Genomic DNA, 20,899 nt, shown 5'->3' with positions numbered 1-20,899 from the left:
TAAGTGCTTGATATGACGGTCAGGAACGATTTTAAGACGTTGAAGATAAAATGACCTTAATCAATTCTAACATGACTATAATGGGTGATGATCATAACGATGTGACATGTTAAGCCGTTATAGGAGTTGGAGGTTCGTCAAATGAAAGTGAATTTATTGGAATTAAGTAGTCAATCTCTGTTTCTCGCATTTATTCTATTAGTGATATCGATTATACCTATCGGAATCGCTGTGAAATCTAAGAGAGAACTGGCTAGACGAATTGGTGTAGGTGTAACGTACTTATCATTCCTCTTACAACTGGTCTACTTTTTCCTTCGTTGGACAGCGATAGGACATGCACCAGTTAGCAATATGTATGAGTTCATGACGTTTTTCGGCATTATGCTTATTGGAAGTACATTAATTATGTACCAAATGTATAAACAGATTATTGTAGCGCTATTCTCGATACCGGTTTCACTTATTATTATCGGGTATGGGGCAGTTTTTACAAGGGAGGCATCTCCTTTAATTCCTGCGCTTCAAAGTAATTGGCTGACAATCCATGTCATAACTGTCGCTGTTTCGAGTGCAATACTCTCCTTTGCGTTTGTGACTGGCGTCATTTATTTACTCAATGTATTGAATGTGGAGGAGAGGACTAAGCATACAAGAGGCTTGGAAGTAGTCATGTATTGTCTAATTGTTGTTGTCGGATTTATTGTTTCCTCGATGACTTTTTCAATGACAATGGACGAAAAGATAGTTCAATTTGAAAATAAAGAACAGGTCATGGAAGAAGCTACTTATAAAATGCCGGCGATTGTCGTAAATGATGGAGCGGTTCTTATAGATACTGAAGGAGCGATCGGAGTACTGGAATTATCTAATTCCATCGACGCGAAGCAGCTCAATTCAATCCTTTGGGCATTTATTGTAGGGACAAGCATGTATATTTTAATCCGGCTCATAACGAAGAAGAAAATCATTCAACTAGTAAAGCCTTTAACGCTTAAAGTAAACCCGGTGGTAATGGATGAGATAACCTATCGCACAATTATTGTAGGCTTTCCATTGTTCTCATTAGGTGGGTTATTGTTTGCGATGATTTGGGCGCATCTAGCGTGGGGGCGTTTTTGGGGTTGGGATCCTAAGGAAGTTTGGGCGCTAATCACTTGGCTATTTTACGCTGCATTCCTGCATTTGCGGACTTCCAACGGTTGGGAAGGGAAACGGACGGCGTGGATGGGGATTATCGGATTTGGTCTCATTGTGTTCAATCAAGTATTTGTGAACCTTGTCATTGCAGGTTTACATTCATATGCATGAGGATTGATTATACAAAATGAATAAAGTTCCTTTTTACGACATCGCTTCGAATGGGAGTGGTGTCTTTTTTGTCGTGCGATTAAAGGAGAAAGTGTGTGTTGTGGCGAAATGGTTCTTTAATGGTTTTGGATGGGAGTAGTTTACATGAAAGAATACTATGGGGCACTTTGTACAAAAGTGTATGAAAGCGATAAGTCTGTAGCGAATAATAAGGAGTTAGATTTTTATCTTTCATTTGCAAACGGGAAAAAAGTATTGGAGCCGATGTGTGGTAATGGAAGGATGCTTATCCCGTTCATGCAAAAAGGGATTGATATTGAAGGATTTGATATGTCTGAAGAAATGCTGAAGATGTGTATGGAGAAGGGGAAGAAACTGGACCTGGAACCGATTGTCAGTAAACAAAGGATAGAGGACTTTATTAGTGAGGAAAAGTATGATCTTGTAATGATTCCGATCGGGTCATTTTCACTTGTTCCTGAAACGTTGGTTGACCGAAGTTTGCAGAATATGAAGTCTGTTTTAGCGAGTGATGGAAAGTTACTGATTACGATCGTCACGACGCCTGATGAGGTGGAAGAAATTCCGGAATGGTTGAAAACGAATGAGCTGGTAATAGATGAGGAGCTTATTAAGGAATATAGAAAGGTTCATTATAAGGAAGATGAAAAAGTGCTTTTCATCCAACTGAAATATGAATCGATAGTGGACGAACAGTTGGTGAAGACGGAGTTGATGGACTTTCCGATACGGGTGTATGGACTTGGCGAATTTGAGGATTTGCTAAAACGAAATGGATTTAAGGATGTCGTCATACATACAGTGAAGGATGGCTATGGCGAAGGGAATGTATTTCAGGTTTTTGAGATTTCTATTTGAAACTGATAAGTGAGGGAGAAGACGTATGTTAAGTCAAGAATTGGCGGTTGAGAAGATAAGTGAGAGTTTGAAAAGTGATCCGCTTGTACAGGCGATCTTTTTGAAGGGATCGATGGGCAGGGGCGAGCATGATGCGCATTCGGACATCGATTTGTATTGTTTAGTTAACGAGGAGAATAAAGAGCAGTTCCTCTCCAATCGGATGAATCATGTGCATGCGTATCGGGATACTATTTTAATGGATGATATTTTCATTGTTGCACCTCAAATCATTGCTGTATATGACGATATGCTGCATATTGATTTATTCACAGTGACGAAGGAATCGTTCGTTGGCGGTGATCATTTTAAGGTGTTGTATGATCCGGAAAATGTGATGGAGGAGTTTTTACATACGCAAGGGCTGACGATCTCTGGGGAGCAATATCGTGATGATGTGTTGGATGTCGCGTGGTTTTTGTATCAATATAAACAGTCAGCTGCACGGGGAAATGATATTTGGTCGGTGCGGATGTTGACGAATGTTGTTAATCATTTGGGGCGGGTTTTATTGTTCCGATATGCTCCGGAACGGGCTGCGTTAGGATTGAAAACGCTTGAACGTTCATTGCCGGAATCGGTTGTGTTTGAATTGGAGGAGATTATGGAGTTCATCACCCCTCAGAAACATGGGCAGGCGGTGGAGCGGATTAGTAGATTGCTGGAACGTGAGGTTGAGTGGATTCAAACGCAATTAATTGAAGAAGATCAAACGATACGCTTTTTACGAAGTATGATCGAATTGCATGGTAGTAGTGAGTATTCATAACAAGGTGAATAGGGGAATGTGTAGTGACGAAAATGTAAGATTACCATCTGATTTGTTCGTCGAATCTATGGATGACCATTTCTTCTCGATGTATGCTTGTAATAGTAAAGCAAGAGAAGATATGGGGGTATGACAAGTGGATGTTGTATTACAAGCTCGTGGCATTGAAAAAGTGTATGGAACGAAAACGAATCTTTTTCCGGTCTTAAACGAAGTGGACCTGACAATACATAAAGGTGAATTTGTAGGCATCATGGGTCCTTCTGGAGCAGGGAAAACAACGTTGCTCAATATTTTAGCTACCATTGACAAACCGACGCTTGGTAGTATTCAAATCAATGGAAAAGATATTACTGGCTTGCGTGATGAACCGTTATCAGAATTTAGAAGAACGAATTTAGGATTCATCTTTCAAGATTATAATTTACTAGACTCCTTGACAATTCGGGAGAATATCTTGTTACCATTGGCCTTTGCAAATCAAGCGGTTGCAACGATAGACAGCAAAGTTGAAGAGGTCGCTTCTGTGCTTGGCATTCAAGGTATTCTGGAAAAGTACCCTTATCAGACTTCAGGTGGGCAAAAGCAACGAACTGCGGCAGCAAGGGCAATTATTCATAATCCCTCATTGGTTTTGGCGGATGAACCTACTGGGGCATTAGATTCAAAGTCATCAATGGATTTGTTAAATGCTTTTAACGTATTGAACCGGGACTTTCAAACAACAATCCTCATGGTTACGCATGATGCATTCGCAGCTAGTTATTGCGACCGGGTCATTTTCATAAAGGATGGCAGTTTGTTTACGGAATTGGTGAAAGGGGATAAGGAGCGAAAACGTTTCTTTGATCAATTGGTGACGACCTTATCTTCAATGGGGGGCGGAAACCATGAGTTTGTATGATGTGGTCCTGAAAAACCTGAAACATAACTTCGGAAGGTATTTCATTTACATCGCTTCTCTCACGTTTAGCGTACTAATCTATTTCACTTTTGTCTCCTTACAATACAACGATCAGATTGCAGATGCTTTTGGGAGAGAAGATAAGATTGGACCGGTTTTAACTGGAGCTTCTATTTTATTGCTTGTCTTTATTGCAATTTTTGTTTGGTATTCGAATACGTTTTTTATTCGGAATAGAAAGCAAGAAATCGGTATCTATGCACTAGTAGGAGCTACAAAAACGGAAATTGGCCGAATGCTGTTTTACGAAAATATGGTACTCAGCCTTCTATCGTTAGGAGTAGGTATTGGATTGGGGCAAGTATTCTCCGTGTTTTTCAGTATGATGCTTCTTAAAATAATGGGGATTAATCTGGTTGTTCATTTCACAGTTAACGTAATACCTATCGTGCAAACTGTAATTGTTTTTTTATTGATGATGCTGTTGACGTCATTCCAGGGATCTCGGATTATTCATCGCTTTCAGCTCATCGACTTATTTCAAGCAAAAAATAAAGTACAGTCCGTGGTGAAACCGTCCTCAATTATTGCGTTATTAGCTTTTGGATTGCTAGGCATTAGTTATTGGAGTCTATTGCATGCATATGATTCGAAAAGTTGGGATACTCATTTTGGACGTAACTTTAGCGGAGTAATCATTCTTTTAGTGGCAGGCTCCTATATGCTTTTTCATTCTGCTAGTGGGTTATTCGTCCATATCCTGCAAAACAAGAAGGGTGCATATTACAAGTGGAAGAATTTAATTACATTCACCCAATTGAAAAGTAGATTAAAAAGTAATGCAATAATCTTAACAGTCATATCCGTATTAAATGGTGTAACGCTAGTTGCATTTGGTTTTGCTTATACGATGTACTACAACACCTTGCAGACATTGGAGGATCACGTTCCATTCAGTTACCAGTTTGAAGTCACTGGAGAACAGCTGAATGAGGAAATGTCTGCTGTTTTAACCAATAGTAAAAACAATTCAATCCTTTTTGATGAAACATTTGAGTATCTCATGATATCAGGGAAAGCCGATGACCTGGAAACTATTCCAGGTGGTTACTATTACTTTGAACAGCAATTTGCTGCCATTCCATTAGCAACATATAATCGCCTTGCCGATCAAATGGATCGTCAAGCAATATCCACGCTCGCTGAAGGTAAAACAATCATGCTAGGTCGCAATTTCATAGGTTCACAAAAAGAGGATGGGAATGTAGGTCGAACTATTTCTTTAGCAATGAATGGGATTGAAAAGCCAATTCATGTGGTGGGGAATAAAATCGAATCCATATTTAACTATGGCGTTCAACCATCAGTTCTTATTTTGAACGATGAGGATTATAAACAGATACAAGAAGGAATTACTCCAATACTGACACGTATCGTAAAGGTTGCTGACCAAGAAAATTCAGGTCCGTTAACTGAGCAATTGAGGACAATATATGAAGGTAGTGTTTTACCTGAGCTTGATCGATATGAGCCTCACATGGATTTTTATAGTTTTTCAGAAAACAATGAGAAAGCGCAATCGATTTATGGACTCCTTATATTTGTTTTCGGTTTCTTGGGGCTTGTTTTCTTAACCGCTACGGGCAGTATTATTTACTTTAAAATGTTGACTGAAACGACGGAAGACCGTAAAAGGTATCAAACTTTACGTAATCTCGGCTTGAGTCAGCGGAAAGTGAAAAAATTGATTGCTAGACAAACAATTATCCAGTTTTTGTTGCCGCTCATCGTCGGCATCGGACACAGTTCCATAATTCTCAGCGCCTTATCTCATGTAATGGACATCAACTTCGTTACGCCTGTTATCATTTGCACAATCGTGTACTCATTGCTGTATGGCGGTTATTACAGAATAACCTTAGCGACAGCGATCAAACTTGTAAATTCATAATAGAAACGAGGGAGCATTGGCTCTCTCGTTTTTTTAGGTAACGATCGCATAGTAATCTAACCGTTTTGGGAAGTGGATGGTAATGGTAGTATACTGATTTTCTTGCGACGTAATCGATAGCTCATGTCCCATTTTAGTCGTTAATTTCTTCGCTAAATATAGTCCCATCCCAGTAGATTTATGATGAATTCTTCCGTTGCTACCGGTGAATCCTAGATGGAAAACACGAGGTAGGTCAGCTTGTGATATGCCGATCCCGTTGTCTGTAATGGTCAATCGAACCTCTTTTTTATCCTCTTCAGAATGAATGGAAATTGTGCCTTCATCAAGACTATATTTCAATGCATTTGAGAGAACTTCCGACAGTATATATCCTACCCATTTTGAGTCGGTTTCCACTTGAATTGATTCAATCTGAAGATCTGCTCTTATCTTACGCTGAATAAATTGTTTGGCGTGTTGTTTTACAACTGTGCGGACGACCTTATCCAATTCAATTTGTGAGATGTGATAGTCCTGGGTGAAATGATCCGACCTTGTAAAGTAGAGAGCTTGTTCAACATTCCGTTCGATACGCGAGATTTCTTCTTGAATGCTTTGTGAGTCGGGGTAATTGGATGATTGCTCAAGAATTAGTTTGCACACGGCGATGGGTGTTTTTATCTCATGAAACCAGGAAGTCATAAATTCCAAAGACTCTTTTTTCTCTTGAGTGATGGAAACCATTTTTTGTTGATGCTGCTCATTGATTGTTTGAAACCATTGTCTATATAAGTGCTGCTCGTATGTTTTGGGAGCACCGATGCCTTCCGGAATGTAGATTCCATCATTCCAATGGGACATTATTTTTGTGAAATGCTTCTTTATATAAAAATAGTCAATCGCTAAGTAGGAAAGAAAGAAGCCGAGAGAGACAGCATTCATGTATAGGACATTGGATATATGTACGGACATTGTTGGTTCGATATATAGCATAATCGTGATGAAGGACATGATTATCACATACATAGCAATTATGCGTTTTTGAAAGGTGAAATACTGCCAAAAGGATACATTCATACAAGCATATACCCCTGTCCTTTTTTCGTCTGGATATAATCATCAATGCCATATTCGCTTAATTTTCTTCGTAGTCGATTGATGTTAACTGTTAGTGTATTATCGTCGATGAAACTTTCGTCTTCCCATAAAGCAGCCATTAGTTCATCCCTCTGAACAATTTGGTTATTGTGTTCGAGCAAGACGCAAAGGATTTTAAATTCGTTCTTTGTTAGCTCGATATCTTGATTATTAATGGTTATAACTGCCTTTTTTACATGGAGCGTCATGTCTCGGTGTGTGATGACATGCGATTCGATTTGATGATAGGTGTACGATCTTCTGAGAAGAGTATGAACTTTCGTGAGGAGCATTTCCATCGAAAAAGGTTTCTGGATGAAATCATCGCCACCCATGTTTAACGCCATCATCATATCCATCATCTCTGTACGAGATGAGAGAAAGAGAATCGGTATATTAGAATGACGACGAATTCGTTCACACCAATGAAAGCCGTTGTAATAAGGCAAGTTAATATCCATTATGACGAGGTGGGGGTTTGTAGATTGAAATGACTCTTCTACTTTTTGAAAATCTTCAACTGTCTGAGCGGTATAGCCCCATTTTCTTAATTCCTCTGCAACCAAGTCACTGATTTTCTTTTCATCTTCGACAATTAAAATGGTGAACATCAATTTCACGTCCTATTATAGAAGTTACCTAAATTGTACCACAAGCTTTTACCCGAATTAGAGTAGTGACAAAAATGTAAGAAGGGGAGGGGGAGTTAAAGGTGGGGCGAAGAATAGTTATCTGGCAGGATACGATTCCAATTAGATATCTTAATTGACTGAATGTTCTTTTTGTAGTAGATTCATAGGTAACGAAATATGAGGAATGGAGTTGAATTGTGTTCATTTATAAGAGAAGAATGGCGCCGCTTATGCTTGCGAGTTTGGATGCAGCTATTGGCCGTTTGCCGAATACCCATGAAATGATGCCGATTTTGTCGGCGAGGTTAGCCGCTGTTCAAGCCGGATTTGGCGGTGAACAGGAGTTGGACAAGGTTTTTGATAGGTATTCGTTTTCCATGAAGCATGGGGTTTTTCACGATATGTCTCTTATGTCGAGTACGTATTTTCAAGTGGATACGTTGTTGGTGACGCCATGGTTTGCGGTTTTATTCGAAGTGAAGAATATTTCAGGTGAGCTGATAGTGACGGCAAATCCGCCGCAGTTGATCCGCAAGTCGGATTCCGGTCAAGTGACGGGCTTTCAAAGTCCGCTTGCTCAGTTGGAGAGCAATTGTGAGTTGTTTCAGGATTGGTTGAGTAGTCGAGGTGTGTCGATTCCTGTGTATGGAGCTGTTGTACTCGCCTATGCGAAACAGCGGATTGACGTGTTTGATACGGTCGTTCCGATTTTATTCCCCCATTCGGTCCCCACATTTATCCGCAAGCTCCCTACAGAATCCCCACTGTTGGAAGAAAAGACGTTTTCCAAGTTATTGGTTGATTTGAAGAAGAGTCATAGATCTTTCAGGCCGTCACCGATTAGCGAAATGTATAAAATTCCGAAGCATGATTTTCGCACGGGTGTGATTTGTCCGGAGTGTGGTGTTTTGGGAATGGAGAAATATATGGGTGGCTGGCGCTGTTTGGCTTGCGGGGTGACGAGTCGTACCGCACATGAACAAGCCATCCGCGATTGGTTTCATTTGTTCGGAGGCGAGATGACGAATAAAGATTGTAGGGAGTTTCTACATGTTGATCGGCAGCAAACTGCACATCGGTTGTTGGCGTCGATGGAGTTGGAGGCGAGGGGAACAAAACGAGGGCGGACTTATAGAATTAAAATTTAGGGAGAAAACAAAAAGCGCACATGAATTGTGCGCTTTTTTGTGTGTAAATGGAGCGTATAAAGGTGAGTCGGTGATAAAGTGCACCGAGTCGGTGATAACTCCGCTCAAGTCGGTGATAACAGGTCGAGAGTCGGTGATAAGTGTTCCCGAGTCGGTGATACTTGCCGTAGAGTCGGTGATAACCGCATGCAAGGCAATCCTCCAGTCTAAAGTGTGCTCCATTTACAACTCACTAAGAGAAGAACTCATTCCGCCTCAATCAATCCAACTTCCACTAAAAAGTCATGTGCGACTTGTTCGACCATCATGCCGTCGTTATCGACTTGGCCATTCATCTTCTGCATTGCTTCTTCGTTGATCATACCTGCGAGGGATTTGAGAACTTCCTCGATTTCAGGGTATTCCTCCAAAATTTCCTCGCGAACGAGCGGGAGGGCGTGGTAAGGAGGGAAGTATGATTTGTCGTCCTCGAGCACGCGTAGGTCGAATTCCTGAAGCTGGCCGTCTGTTGTGTACGAGTTGATGACGTCGACTTCGTTTGCGTTAATGGATCGGTACATGATGCCGTGGTCCATGCCTTTGACGTCTTTGAACGTTAGATTGTATTCTTCCGAGAAGCCTGGCAAACCATCTGGACGGTCAATGAATTCAAAGACCGCGCCGAGTATGAAATCATTGGAGTACTTAGCGAAGTCACTAAATGTCACCACGCCGAGTTCTTCCGCTTTATCTTCCCATAAAGCTAATGTGTACGTGTTGTTGAAGCCGAATGTGTCGAAGGCGATAATGCCATCTTCGCCGACGAGCCGCCGCGTTAACTCAAGCGTCTCGTCAGCGTCACCGGGCTCTTCATGGTAATAGTTGACGACAATTGTCCCAGTGTAATCGGGAACAACATCGATTTTATCGTTAATCATTGCGTTCCATACAACGTTGGAGCCGCCTAGATTTTCTTTGTAGATGACATCGATATCGGTTTTATCCTCAATGAGTTGCCCCATCACGTGGGACAAAATGATGCTCTCTGTATTGTTACGAGAACCGAGGATCAACGAATCTTTTTCGATGAAAATGCAGCCACTCAGCAGCACGGACACCATGACAGCCGATAGGATTGCGAAAATACGTTTCCTCATTCGGCTTTCAGTCCTTTCGGTGTCGTCCAACGTTCAACGCCGCTGAAGAACAGTTCAAGTACGATCGCCAACAATGCTGCGGGGATTGCGCCAAGAAGGATCAATCCGTCAATTCCACGTGTAATTCCGAGGAAGATAAAGTCCCCTAAGCCACCCGCGCCGATAAATGCGGCAAGTGTCGCGTTACCGACGTTAATGACCGCAGCTGTACGGATTCCCGCCATGATGACTGGAATCGCTAAAGGCAATTCGACTTTGAATAAAATCTGTGCACTCGTCATCCCCATCCCTTTAGCCGCTTCACGGGTAGCGGGGTCAACGTCTTTGATTCCCGTGTAGGTGTTGCGGATAATCGGCAGCAGTGAATAAAGGAATAGTGCAGCGATCGCCGTTTTGACGCCGATTCCAAACAGCGGAATCATGAAACCGAGTAATGCAAGACTTGGAATGGTCTGCATGACGCCTGCGCCGCCTAGCACTAATGTAGATAATTTTGGGACACGTGTTACGAGAATTCCGAGTGAAACACCGAGCGCAATAGCGATAAGCATGGAGAAAAAGACAAGCTGGATATGGACGGATGTCGCCTCCAACACTTCTCCCCAACGCATTTGTAGTTGTTGTGTAAGTTGTTGCCAAATTGATAAATTATTCATGAGTATCCTCCGTTTCTGTCCACTGGCTCGACATGGCGGATAATAATGAACCTCGAGTAACTAGGCCGACGACTTTTTTCTTGTCGTTGACGATAGGAATCATGCCGAATGGCGTTTCGTCCATCATGATGATGGCGTCTTTTGCTGACGTCGTGTCTTGTAAGTAATGCTCGACAGGCGCCATGACTTCTTCAATCGTTTTAATCGTTGTTAGATTCTTGATGACATCGTATGCAGATACAATGCCAAGCAAAGTTTTGTCTTCATCCACAATAATCAGGTCTGTAATTTTTCGCTGACGAATAAGTGAAATGGCTTTTTCGGGAGAACTTTGAGGAAAACTCGTGATGATTGATTCCGACATGATGTCGATGACAGGCATCAATTCAGGGTTTTGGATGATGCGGTGTTTTCCGATGAACTCTTCAACGAAACCGTGGGCGGGTTCATGAAGCAACTTTTCAGGGGTGTCCAATTGAAGCAGCTTTCCGTCTTTCATAATGGCGATGCGATCGCCCATTTTAAGTGCTTCATCCATGTCATGTGTAACGAAAATGATTGTCTTATTTAGTTTTTTGTGTAATGAAATCAATTCTCCTTGCAATTGTTCCCGAGTCAGCGGGTCAAGTGCACTGAACGGTTCATCCATGAGAATGACGTCGGGGTCTGATGCAAGTGCACGGGCAATGCCGACGCGTTGCTGTTGTCCACCTGATAGTTCTTTAGGATAGCGAGTTGCGAAAATGGCTGGATCGAGTCCGACTAATTCCATCAGTTCCAGGACACGCGCTTTCGTTTTTTCCTCGCTCCATCCATTCAGCTGTGGAACAATGGAGATGTTCTTTTCAATCGTGTAATGAGGGAAGAGCCCAATTTGCTGGATGACATAACCGATGCTTCTGCGAAGGTCGGAAGCGACATAAGAGTTTGTATCCTTACCATCAATCAGTATCGTTCCGCTCGTATGCGGCACCATCCGATTAATCATTTTCATCGTTGTAGACTTACCTGAACCACTCGGGCCGATGAGTACGAGTAATTCGCCTTTTGGGATTTCAAAGCTGATGGAATCAACGGCTTTGAATCCGTCGTCGTATACTTTGCTGACGTTTTCAAATTTTAACATACGTACCTCCTGTGTTTTTTACTAAATAGCAGTAAGCCAAATAGTAGATGAATAAATCAAATGTGGCTAAAAAAAGAAGACATATCTGTTGGCTGAACAGTCAGCAACCATGTCTTGTAACCTACCATAACATAATAACGGGTGAATGTTAATTACAACAAATGTGAATGAGGTTTGTTTTCTGGTGAAAATAGGATGCTGAATTGAGAAGTGAAAACGCTTGTAAGTCGCTTGTTCTCGGTAGTTCGTGGACAGTCCGAAATCCATAATAATAGGATGCCGAATCAGTCAGTAAAATTATTTTATTGTGACTGTTGCAACGTTAGATTGAAGATGATGATTGTCGAAATAGGCGAGTCGGTGGTAAAGTGCGCCGAGTCAATGGTAAATCACTTTAAGTCGGTGGTAAACGATAAATCTTCTGTGCAAAGCTCATTATCTAGGCTGATTTCCATACTAAAATAACCATATTCCAGCTTCCTAGTCGAAATCCGCATCTCTTAACACGTATAATGCAAGTAAGAAGGGGAGTGCAACGGATGGATATGAAGATTTTTATTGTGGAGGACGATCAGGCGATTTTTGATTCACTGAAAGAGCGACTTGGACAATGGTCGTTTGAGGTGAAGGGACCGGAAAGCTTTCATGATGTGATGTCGACGTTCGTTGAGGCCAAGCCTCATTTGGTCATTATGGATATACAGTTGCCCGCGTATGACGGGTTCCATTGGTGCCGCGAAATACGCGCGGTGTCGAAAGTGCCAATCATCTTTTTGTCGTCTCGCGATCATCCGATGGATATGGTGATGGCAATGAATATGGGGGCGGATGATTATGTGCAGAAACCTTTCCATACGGATGTGTTACTTGCGAAAATTCAGGCGACGTTGCGTCGTACATATGCATATGCGGAGGAATCTGTCGATGTGCTTGAGTGGAATGGGGCTGTCATCGACATGAAACGGGGCGTGATCCGAAAGGGCAGCATCGATGTGGAATTGACAAAAAACGAGTTTTTCATTATGACTGTGCTTGTGCAGGCGAAAGATGAAATCGTTTCGAGAGATGAGTTAATACGCAAATTGTGGGATGATGAACGTTTTGTCAATGACAATACGCTGACGGTTAATGTTACTCGATTGCGGCAGAAACTTGTGGACATCGGACTCGGTGACGCGATTGTCACAAAAAAAGGGATGGGGTATATGGCGGTGACGCTGTGAAGGGGGATTGTAAGTGTTTATGTCCTATTTAAAAGATATGAAAAGCTGGATTGTCCTGTTTATGATCGCGCTTGTATTCACTGATATGCTCGTGTGGATGGACAGAGGATTAGCGATGAATATAAGTTCTCTCGTCTATTTAAATGTATTGCTCATTACAGGTTTCATCGTTTTTCTTCTTTGGCGTTATAAAAAAGAGACGTCTTATACGAAGGAACTTTTACATATATCGAATGAAAACGATTTGCATTGGCAAGAAGCGCTGCCGGAACCTGTGTTCAATCGCGATCAGGTGACGAATGAATTCTTGACGCGCGTTGCGAATGAACATATAGGGAAGCTTTCGGAAATGAAGTCGGCGAATCTTATCGAAAGTGATTATACTGCCGCCTGGGTACATGAAGTGAAAGCGCCTTTGACCGCAATGAAAATGACGATCGATGCGAACCGTGAGTATCCCGCAATGCGTAAGGTTGAAGCGGAATGGTTGCGGGTGCATTTGCTCATTGACAGGCAATTGTATATGTCGCGAATGCCGACGCTTGAGACGGATTATGTGCTCGCGCAAACGGATATGTACCGGCTTGTTGCGGCGGAATTGCGAGATTTGACACCATGGTGTTTGGAGAAAAATATCTCCATTGATATTGATGAAAAGGAACTGGAAATTGTGACGGATAGCAAATGGAGCCGCTTCATCATTCGCCAGTTGCTGACAAATGCTATTAAATACAGTCCAGCAGGCGGAACGATTTTCATAGCGACGCACCGGAAAGCTGGCGGGCACGGTGTGTTAACCATAATAGATGAAGGACCGGGCATTCCGGCGCATGATTTGCCGAGAGTGTTCGATAAAGGGTTCACGGGAAATACAGGAAGATTGTATAACGCGGCGACGGGACTGGGTCTTTATTTGGCCCAACAAGTGGCGATGAAAATCGGGATTCTACTGACAATAGATTCGGAATTCGGCAAAGGGACGAACGTCTCCATGACGTTTCCAATCGAAAATGAGTTTGATGCTACACGTAAGTGACGAAAATGTAACGTTGACCGACCTGTTTGTCATCCAAATCAAACGACCGTACAGCAAACAATTAGTAAGATTAGGTTATAGCAAACAGGGAGGTCAAAGGGATGGAACAATATAAAACAGTATTACATGCGCAAAATGTGCGGAAGTCATTCGGTACGCGAGGTAATGTCGTGCAAGTGCTGAAAGGGATCGATTTGCGAGTAATGGAAGGTGAATTTGTTGGGATTATGGGTGCGTCGGGTGCCGGGAAGACGACACTTTTGAATGTGCTTGCAACAATTGACCGTACGACGGAAGGGTCGATTTTGATTGGCGAATCGGATATTTCGAAAATGAAAGATCGAGAACTGTCCGCATTTAGGCGTGATCAGCTCGGGTTCATTTTCCAGGATTATAATTTGCTCGATACGTTGACGGTGAAGGAGAATATCCTGCTGCCCGTGTCGCTCGGCAAGATGAAAAAACGGGTAGCGGAGGACCAGTTCAATACGATTGCAAATCTGCTGGGCATCAAAGAGCTTGCGGATAAATACCCGCATGAAATTTCTGGCGGGCAGAAGCAGAGGACGTCAGCGGCACGTGCACTGATCAACAAGCCGTCCATGGTTTTCGCGGATGAGCCGACGGGTGCACTTGATTCGAAATCGGCGTCTTCATTGCTTGGAACATTGGAAGATGTGAATAAACAGCGCGGTGTAACGATCATGATGGTGACGCATGATCCTGTCGCATCGAGCTATTGCAGCCGAGTCGTCTTCCTGAAAGACGGCAATATTTATTCGGAATTGTACCGCGGCGATAAGACGAGACAAGCTTTCTTCCAGGAGATCCTGAAAGTGCAAGGCGTGCTCGGGGGTGACAGCGTTGACGCTCTTTGATTTGGTTATCCGAAGTATGCGAAAGAATATTAAGCATTACTATTTGTACTTTTTTGCTCTGATTTTCAGCGTTGTTTTGTATTTCGTGTTTGCAACTTTGCAACACGATCCTTCGGTTGTTGAACGGTCGGGTGGGTCAATGGGAGCGGCGTTCAAGGTGGCAGGTATTCTTCTATTGTTCATTGCAGGGATTTTCGTTGTGTATGCGAATTCGATTTTCTTGAAACGTAGAAGCCGTGAAATTGGGCTTTATCAGTTGATTGGGCTTACTAAAAGCGCGGTCGCACGCCTTTTGATCATTGAAAATACGTTGCTTAGCGCCGGGGCGTTAGCAATTGGAATTGGTATAGGAATTCTCGTGTCACGCGTATTTTTATTACTGTTGATGAAATTGGTTGGATTTGATGGATTTATTGAATTAACGTTTTCGATGGCTGCGGTCACCCAGACAGTTATTGTTTTTCTGGCTATCATCATGCTGACTTCCATACAAATGTTAATTGCAGTACGTCGGACAACATTACTTGGCCTATTTAACGCAGAAAAGCAGGGAGAACATCCGAAAAAGCCAAAAGCTTTCCGTTCAGCATTTCTTGCGCTTCTTGGCATAGGGCTTATCGGGTTTGGATATTGGCTGTCTGGTCGAATGATGAATCCTCTCTTGTTCTTTAATATGCTCGCTGTGTTAGGTTCAACAATCTTAGGAACCTACCTGTTATTCAGAGTGACAATAAGCTGGTTGTTTTATCAAGTTCGAAAACACAAGCAAGGACATCTCGGTTTGAATAACAGTTTGTCGCTCGCGCCGCTTATGCATCGAATGAAAGGAAATGCCAATTCACTTACAATTATTACAGTGTTATCGGCAATGACATTGACGATGTTGGCGGGGGCGTACTCACTTTATTATTCGACTGAGAAGGAAACGCGTTCCATTTACCCGCATGATTTTATGTTTGGTGGGTATGGAGAGCAAGATGAGGCTATAGAGAAACAATTTACGGATGAGCTTGATCGCCAAAGGATTTCTTATTTGTATACGCCGATTGAAGTGTTGAATTTAGAAGGGAAGTTTCTTGAGGAAACGACTTCAACAAAGTGGTTAGGTGAGAATTTATCAGCCAGCATTGTAAGTGAAAAACAACTTCAACAAGCGGGTATTGATGTCGAAATCCCGGACATGCAATCAGCTTACTTCTATGATGCATCTGTCTATTGGATGATGAAAACAGAGGACGTTCCTTTTGAGGTGGAATTGAAGACAGCACAAAATGAGTTGGACGTAACCGTTTCAAAGGTTCGAGAAGGAAATGTCATTAATCTTCCTTTTGCCGGTACGCAACTTGTTGTAAATGACGCTTTTTATCATGAGATTAAAGCTCTGTTTATCAATGAAGAAGAGGCATACAGAATTAGCAACTTTAAAGCTGTTACGATTGTCGATAAAAACCAACAAGCTACAGCTTCTGCTATCTATCATGATATTTTGGATAACGGTGACCGTTTAACATTTGATTACTACTCACAGTATATCTCTACGATGCAATCTACGGGGTTGCTAATCTTCATCGCAGGTTTTCTAGGTCTAGTATTCCTCATTTCGACAGGCAGTATTTTGTACTTCAAGCAAATGACTGAGGCGGAGCAGGAGAAGAGAAGTTATGCGACGTTGCGTCAACTTGGCTTCAATGTGCACGATATCATGCGCGGAATCGTCCGTAAGCAAGTATTCGTCTTCGGTGTGCCGTTGCTGATCGGTTTGCTGCATTCCATTTTCGCAATAAAAGCGGCATCCTTTATGTTCATGTCAGACATTACGTTACCCGCTTCAATTGCAATGGGTATATACGCGTTGATTTATCTCGGTTTCGCCATTTTGACAGTTGGCTATTACCGGAAAACGGTAAAATCTGCGTTTTAAGTTGCGGAAGTGTGAGAATGCGTGTAAATGGGCGAGTCGGTGGTAAAGACCGGCAAGGCGGTGATAAACGTAGCAATAAAAATAGAAATAGTATAATCGATGGTGTTGCCTCTATGGTGCATCATCTTTTTTATTTAATAAGATGCAATGACCTATAAGTTAGAACCAATTAGTAATAATAAATACAGAACGTATATCTGCAAAATGAATTATCAGACAATAGGTCAATAGTAATTGCATCTATTTAGTACTTAAGTATATATATTTAAGGTAGAAACTGCTATACTAAACTAGTTAAAAATTAGTAGGAGGTACAACCAATTGAACAAGCAGAAAAGCATAGCTCGGAAACTATCGGGCTTAATTATTGGACTTTTTCTCGTTTTATTCCTTACTTATACAGTCATTACGAGTATGATTTTGCATGGTAAGAGCGTTGACGACGGAGAAGCGTTTGCGATAGAAAATACACAACTTAATGCCACGGTGCTTAGTGAACGGTTTAATAAGACGAATGAAATGTTACATACAACTAAACATATAGTTGAAACACTTCAAGCACAAGGTGCGTTGACGACTGATGAAGTAGTTGGCATCATCGAAAATAACTTGAAAAAGAATGAGGATGCTACAGGAATGGCGGCTGTTTTTGAAAAGGGATTTATTCCACTTGAAGACACAGATCGTAAGCTTGTAGATTCAACGAAAAGATTTGTTCCTTATTTATATAAAGACGGATCTAAAGTAACGATCGAGGCGCTAAGGGGTTATGACACGGTTGGAGAAGGCGATTGGTATTTAATCCCTAAAAGCGAAAAGCGAGCCATTTTGACTGAACCGTATACGTATAATACGGGAGGAGAGTCTATTATGATGGCGACGATTTCCGTTCCCCTTATTTCGAGTTCAGGTGAATTCTTCGGTGTCTTGACGACGGATTTATCCATTGACTTCTTGAATGAACTTGTGACGACAATCAGTCCAGATGGCGGGTATGCGTCCGTCATAACAGACGGCGGGAACCTCATTGCGAACAGTTTGAAAGCGGAGATGAACGGTTCGAATATGCGCGATTCCATTGATTGGGAGAGTATGAAAGTGCAGCTCGATCAAGGAGATGTTGGAACGCTATACGTCGATTCCAAAAGTTTAGGCGAGCAAGCGTTCAATACATTTGCTCCGATTATCTTGCCTGATATCGATGAAATGTGGAGCGTTCAAACAGTCCTTCCTAAATCTAAAATACTGTCGACATTTAATGCAATTCTTTGGGTTACAATCATCGCAGCTATCGTAATGGTCGTTGTGATGTCCATTGCTACGGTAGTTTTCATCTTTAGACAAATGAAACCGTTGTCCTACTTACAGAAATCGATTGAACGAGCAGCAACGGGTGACATTACACAATATATTGATGATAAATATATCAAAAACGATGAGATTGGTGCTGTATCGAACGCCTATAATAACATGCTTCGTCAAACAAACGAGGCGATGAATGAAGTACGTCTATCTTCTACGGAACTGAATGATTCATCGACGCATGTCCATCAAGCGTTTGAAGAAATTGTGGCATCCAGTGAAGAAGTGTCGCTTGCAACGAACGAAATTGCGCAAGGTGCATCTAAGCAGTCTGAAGACACAGAAGAGACAAGTAACAGCATGGCAGTACTTGCCGAGCAAATTACTGCGCTCTCGCAATTGGCTGACAGTATGGATTTGTTGTCAGTGCAGACTGTTGACTCGACAGAAAAGGGTATGTCAGAAGTGAGGAATTTGCGTGAACACAATGCTTCTGCGAATGAAATGAACACGAAAGTCCAGCAACAGATGGATGCGTTATCGACAAAAATTGAAGCCATCAATCAAGTCATCACATCAATCCAGGACATTACCGCGCAAACGAATCTACTTGCATTAAATGCGAGTATTGAAGCGGCGCGTGCAGGAGAACATGGCAAAGGGTTCGCAGTCGTTGCCGAGGAAGTCCGTAAACTTGCGGAGCAGTCGAGGGTTGAAACGGAAGTCATCCAGAAAACGGTCCAGGAAATCATTGCGGAATCGAAACAGACGGTCACCGTTATCGAGTCCAATATGCAATTGATGGAAGGGCAAAATCAATCGGTTACAGGTACGGAATCTTCATTCGTCCAAAATGCCGAATTAACGGAGCAGATGAGCCGTTCGATTAAGGAGCTCACAGCTGAACTTGAAGAAATGCTTACGCATAAAGACCAAGTGATCCTATCGATTCAAAGCGTCTCAGCGGTATCTGAAGAAACAGCCGCGTCCGCTGAACAAGTGAGCGCGTCGTCAGTCGCTCAGCAGAACGAGTTGGAACGTGTCGCAGATTCGACAACGCGTATGAAGAATATTGCGAATGAACTGCAGAGTGTTGTGGAGCGTTTTAAGTTGATTTAACGGGGGACTACGAGGTTTACTACGTTTCGCAACGAAACGTAGACGGGTCGTATCGAAACGTAACCCGGCCGCAACGAAACGTAGGCGATTCGTATCGAAATGTAACTCGACCGTATCGGGTGAAGTCCGTATAATTGTGTAAATAGAAAAAGGCCACATCAATTCCTTATGCTACAATGTTCACAACCACGATCACATTGAGGAGGAATTGATGATGACCCTATTTAATTATCTTAACCTAAATCCTGAAGAAGTAAAAGACTCGGTCTTGCATTCGAATATGGACGCTGTTGTAAAATCAGCTGTCGTACTGGCGCTGGAGGAATTGATGGAAAATGAAAGAGACAATCACCTACAGGCTCAATCTTATGAACGCACGTCCGAACGCCGGGATTACCGAAACGGCTACTATGAGCGTGAGCTCATGATTTCAATCGGCAGGATCACACTCCGCGTGCCAAGAACACGGGAAGGAGATTTCTCCCCGTCTGTCTTCGAAAAATATGCACGGGTGGATCAGGCATTTGTCCTTGGGATGCTTGAAATGGTGGTGAACGGTGTTTCCACACGTAAAGTATCCAATGTGGTCGAGACCCTGTGTGGTCAGCGTGTCTCCAAGTCCTTCGTCTCTTCCTTGACGGCCAAACTGGACCCCATTGTTACTCAATGGGCCAACCGTCCACTGAATGTCATGTACTACAAATACCTTTTTATGGACGCTATGTACATCAAGGTGCGGGAAAATCAAAAAGTCGTCTCGAAAGCCGTCTATATCGCGACTGCGATTAATGCCGAGAATCGCCGTGAAGTGATTGGATTGCGAGTGGATGCTCAGGAGAGTAAAAAGGGATGGCAGACATTCATTCAGTACTTGAAGAACCGGGGTCTGCAATCTCCGAAACTGATCGTTTCCGATGCGCACGAAGGACTTAAACAGGCTATTCAACAGGATTTTACCGGCACTTCCTGGCAACGCTGTTCTGTTCACTTCAAACGAAATATCTTTGATCAAGTGCCTAAAAAGGGCATGCAGCAGTTCAAGTTGGATGTCCGTCAAATCTTTCAAGCTCTTGATGTAGAAAGTGCACGGAAAGAAAAAGAGCGGGTGGTCAACAAATACGAGGACGAATCCAAACTGGAAAAAGCATTGGAGACCTTGGAGAACGGCTTCGACAGCGCCGTGCAGTTCATGAATGAGCCAGAAGCCTTCAGACGCTATCTATCGAGTACAAACCATTTGGAAAGACTGAATCAAGAGGTCAGGAGACGTGAGCAGGTCATTCGGATCTTCCCGAACGACCAGTCTGCGTTTCGACTGATTGGAGCCGTACTGATGAACTACGATGAACAACAACAATCCCATAAGCCATTGAAGCTCCCAAAAAAATGAGGAAAATAGTTTAGGAGGGAAGGGGGTACCCCCTTCCCTCCTAAACAACAAAGACCTATAAATGAATAGTGAACAGAGCATAAGGAATTTACACAGGACTCTGGACTTGACTACGTAGCCCCCGTATCGAAACGTAACCTTCGCGCAACGAAACGTAAATCGATCGTATCGAAACGTAGCCCCCGTATCGAAACATATAACGCTCGTATCGAAACGTAACCTTCGCGCAACGAAACGTAACTCGGTCGTATCGAAACGTAGACGCCGTATCGAAACGTAGACGCCGTATCGAAACATAGAACGGCCGTATCGAAACGTAACCTTCGCGCAACGAAACGTAACCCGGTAGTATCGAAACGT

At 42.6% G+C, this 20,899-nt stretch carries 17 protein-coding genes; 12 read left to right on the top strand and 5 right to left on the bottom strand.

Going from position 1 to position 20,899, the window contains the following annotated elements:
• Nucleotides 1-141 precede the first annotated feature (141 nt).
• From ccsB to H9649_RS12355, 5 genes are all read left to right on the top strand, one after another.
• Entirely contained in the window at nt 142-1,311 is a 1,170-nt protein-coding gene (gene ccsB, locus H9649_RS12375) for a c-type cytochrome biogenesis protein CcsB (RefSeq protein WP_191695214.1), read from the top strand.
• Between the two features lie 144 nt (nt 1,312-1,455).
• Nucleotides 1,456-2,190: a class I SAM-dependent methyltransferase gene (locus H9649_RS12370; protein ID WP_191695213.1), complete on the top strand. Its 735-nt coding sequence runs from the start codon at nt 1,456-1,458 to the stop codon at nt 2,188-2,190.
• A 25-nt stretch (nt 2,191-2,215) separates the two neighbouring features.
• Entirely contained in the window at nt 2,216-2,998 is a 783-nt protein-coding gene (locus H9649_RS12365) for a nucleotidyltransferase domain-containing protein (RefSeq protein ID WP_191695212.1), read from the top strand.
• A gap of 136 nt (nt 2,999-3,134) precedes the next feature.
• Entirely contained in the window at nt 3,135-3,902 is a 768-nt protein-coding gene (locus H9649_RS12360; protein WP_191695211.1) for an ABC transporter ATP-binding protein, read from the top strand.
• Complete coding sequence (locus H9649_RS12355; protein ID WP_191695210.1) at nt 3,889-5,853, top strand: ABC transporter permease; 1,965 nt, start codon at nt 3,889-3,891, stop codon at nt 5,851-5,853. The genes H9649_RS12360 and H9649_RS12355 overlap by 14 nt, the downstream gene beginning before the upstream one ends.
• 33 nt (nt 5,854-5,886) lie before the next feature.
• On the opposite strand, the gene H9649_RS12350 is transcribed toward H9649_RS12355, so the two are convergent.
• A complete protein-coding gene (locus H9649_RS12350) occupies nt 5,887-6,912 on the bottom strand; it encodes a sensor histidine kinase (protein WP_191695209.1) in 1,026 nt (341 codons plus the stop codon).
• Nucleotides 6,909-7,583, bottom strand: a complete 675-nt coding sequence (locus H9649_RS12345; RefSeq protein WP_191695208.1) for a response regulator transcription factor — start codon at nt 7,581-7,583, stop codon at nt 6,909-6,911. The genes H9649_RS12350 and H9649_RS12345 overlap by 4 nt, the downstream gene beginning before the upstream one ends.
• A gap of 218 nt (nt 7,584-7,801) precedes the next feature.
• Here H9649_RS12345 and H9649_RS12340 point away from each other — a divergent pair, with 218 nt between their 5' ends.
• Complete coding sequence (locus H9649_RS12340) at nt 7,802-8,752, top strand: nuclease-related domain-containing protein (RefSeq protein WP_191695207.1); 951 nt, start codon at nt 7,802-7,804, stop codon at nt 8,750-8,752.
• Nucleotides 8,753-8,997: 245 nt separating this feature from the next.
• On the opposite strand, the gene H9649_RS12335 is transcribed toward H9649_RS12340, so the two are convergent.
• From H9649_RS12335 to H9649_RS12325, 3 genes are read right to left on the bottom strand one after another with little or no spacing between them, the layout of a single operon-like run.
• A complete protein-coding gene (locus tag H9649_RS12335) occupies nt 8,998-9,888 on the bottom strand; it encodes a glycine betaine ABC transporter substrate-binding protein (RefSeq protein WP_191695206.1) in 891 nt (296 codons plus the stop codon).
• Nucleotides 9,885-10,544 carry an ABC transporter permease gene (locus H9649_RS12330; RefSeq protein ID WP_191695205.1) on the bottom strand — a complete coding sequence of 220 codons (660 nt, stop codon included), beginning with the start codon at nt 10,542-10,544 and terminating at the stop codon, nt 9,885-9,887. The genes H9649_RS12335 and H9649_RS12330 overlap by 4 nt, the downstream gene beginning before the upstream one ends.
• Nucleotides 10,537-11,670, bottom strand: coding sequence for a betaine/proline/choline family ABC transporter ATP-binding protein (locus tag H9649_RS12325; RefSeq protein ID WP_191695204.1), 1,134 nt, complete (start codon nt 11,668-11,670; stop codon nt 10,537-10,539). Before H9649_RS12325 ends, H9649_RS12330 begins: the two co-directional genes overlap by 8 nt.
• Nucleotides 11,671-12,209: 539 nt before the next feature.
• Here H9649_RS12325 and H9649_RS12320 point away from each other — a divergent pair.
• The 6 genes from H9649_RS12320 to H9649_RS12295 all read left to right on the top strand — a co-directional run bounded on the left by H9649_RS12320 (nt 12,210) and on the right by H9649_RS12295 (nt 20,539).
• Nucleotides 12,210-12,893, top strand: a complete 684-nt coding sequence (locus tag H9649_RS12320; RefSeq protein WP_191695203.1) for a response regulator transcription factor — start codon at nt 12,210-12,212, stop codon at nt 12,891-12,893.
• 19 nt (nt 12,894-12,912) lie between these two features.
• Nucleotides 12,913-13,929: a sensor histidine kinase gene (locus H9649_RS12315; RefSeq protein WP_225229869.1), complete on the top strand. Its 1,017-nt coding sequence runs from the start codon at nt 12,913-12,915 to the stop codon at nt 13,927-13,929.
• Between the two features lie 101 nt (nt 13,930-14,030).
• Entirely contained in the window at nt 14,031-14,807 is a 777-nt protein-coding gene (locus tag H9649_RS12310; protein ID WP_191695202.1) for an ABC transporter ATP-binding protein, read from the top strand.
• Entirely contained in the window at nt 14,794-16,728 is a 1,935-nt protein-coding gene (locus H9649_RS12305) for an ABC transporter permease (protein ID WP_191695201.1), read from the top strand. The genes H9649_RS12310 and H9649_RS12305 overlap by 14 nt, the downstream gene beginning before the upstream one ends.
• A 321-nt stretch (nt 16,729-17,049) precedes the next feature.
• Nucleotides 17,050-19,149 carry a methyl-accepting chemotaxis protein gene (locus tag H9649_RS12300; protein WP_191695200.1) on the top strand — a complete coding sequence of 700 codons (2,100 nt, stop codon included), beginning with the start codon at nt 17,050-17,052 and terminating at the stop codon, nt 19,147-19,149.
• A 214-nt stretch (nt 19,150-19,363) separates the two neighbouring features.
• Nucleotides 19,364-20,539 (top strand): IS256 family transposase, encoded by a 1,176-nt coding sequence (locus tag H9649_RS12295; protein WP_191695199.1) that lies wholly within the window; start codon nt 19,364-19,366, stop codon nt 20,537-20,539.
• Nucleotides 20,540-20,899 lie beyond the last annotated feature (360 nt).

The organism is Sporosarcina quadrami (genome assembly GCF_014836615.1).
In the GTDB taxonomy this organism is placed as follows: domain Bacteria; phylum Bacillota; class Bacilli; order Bacillales_A; family Planococcaceae; genus Sporosarcina; species Sporosarcina quadrami.
The sequence above is the reverse complement of the archived record's forward strand: the minus strand, read 5'-3'. Positions and strand labels throughout refer to the sequence as shown.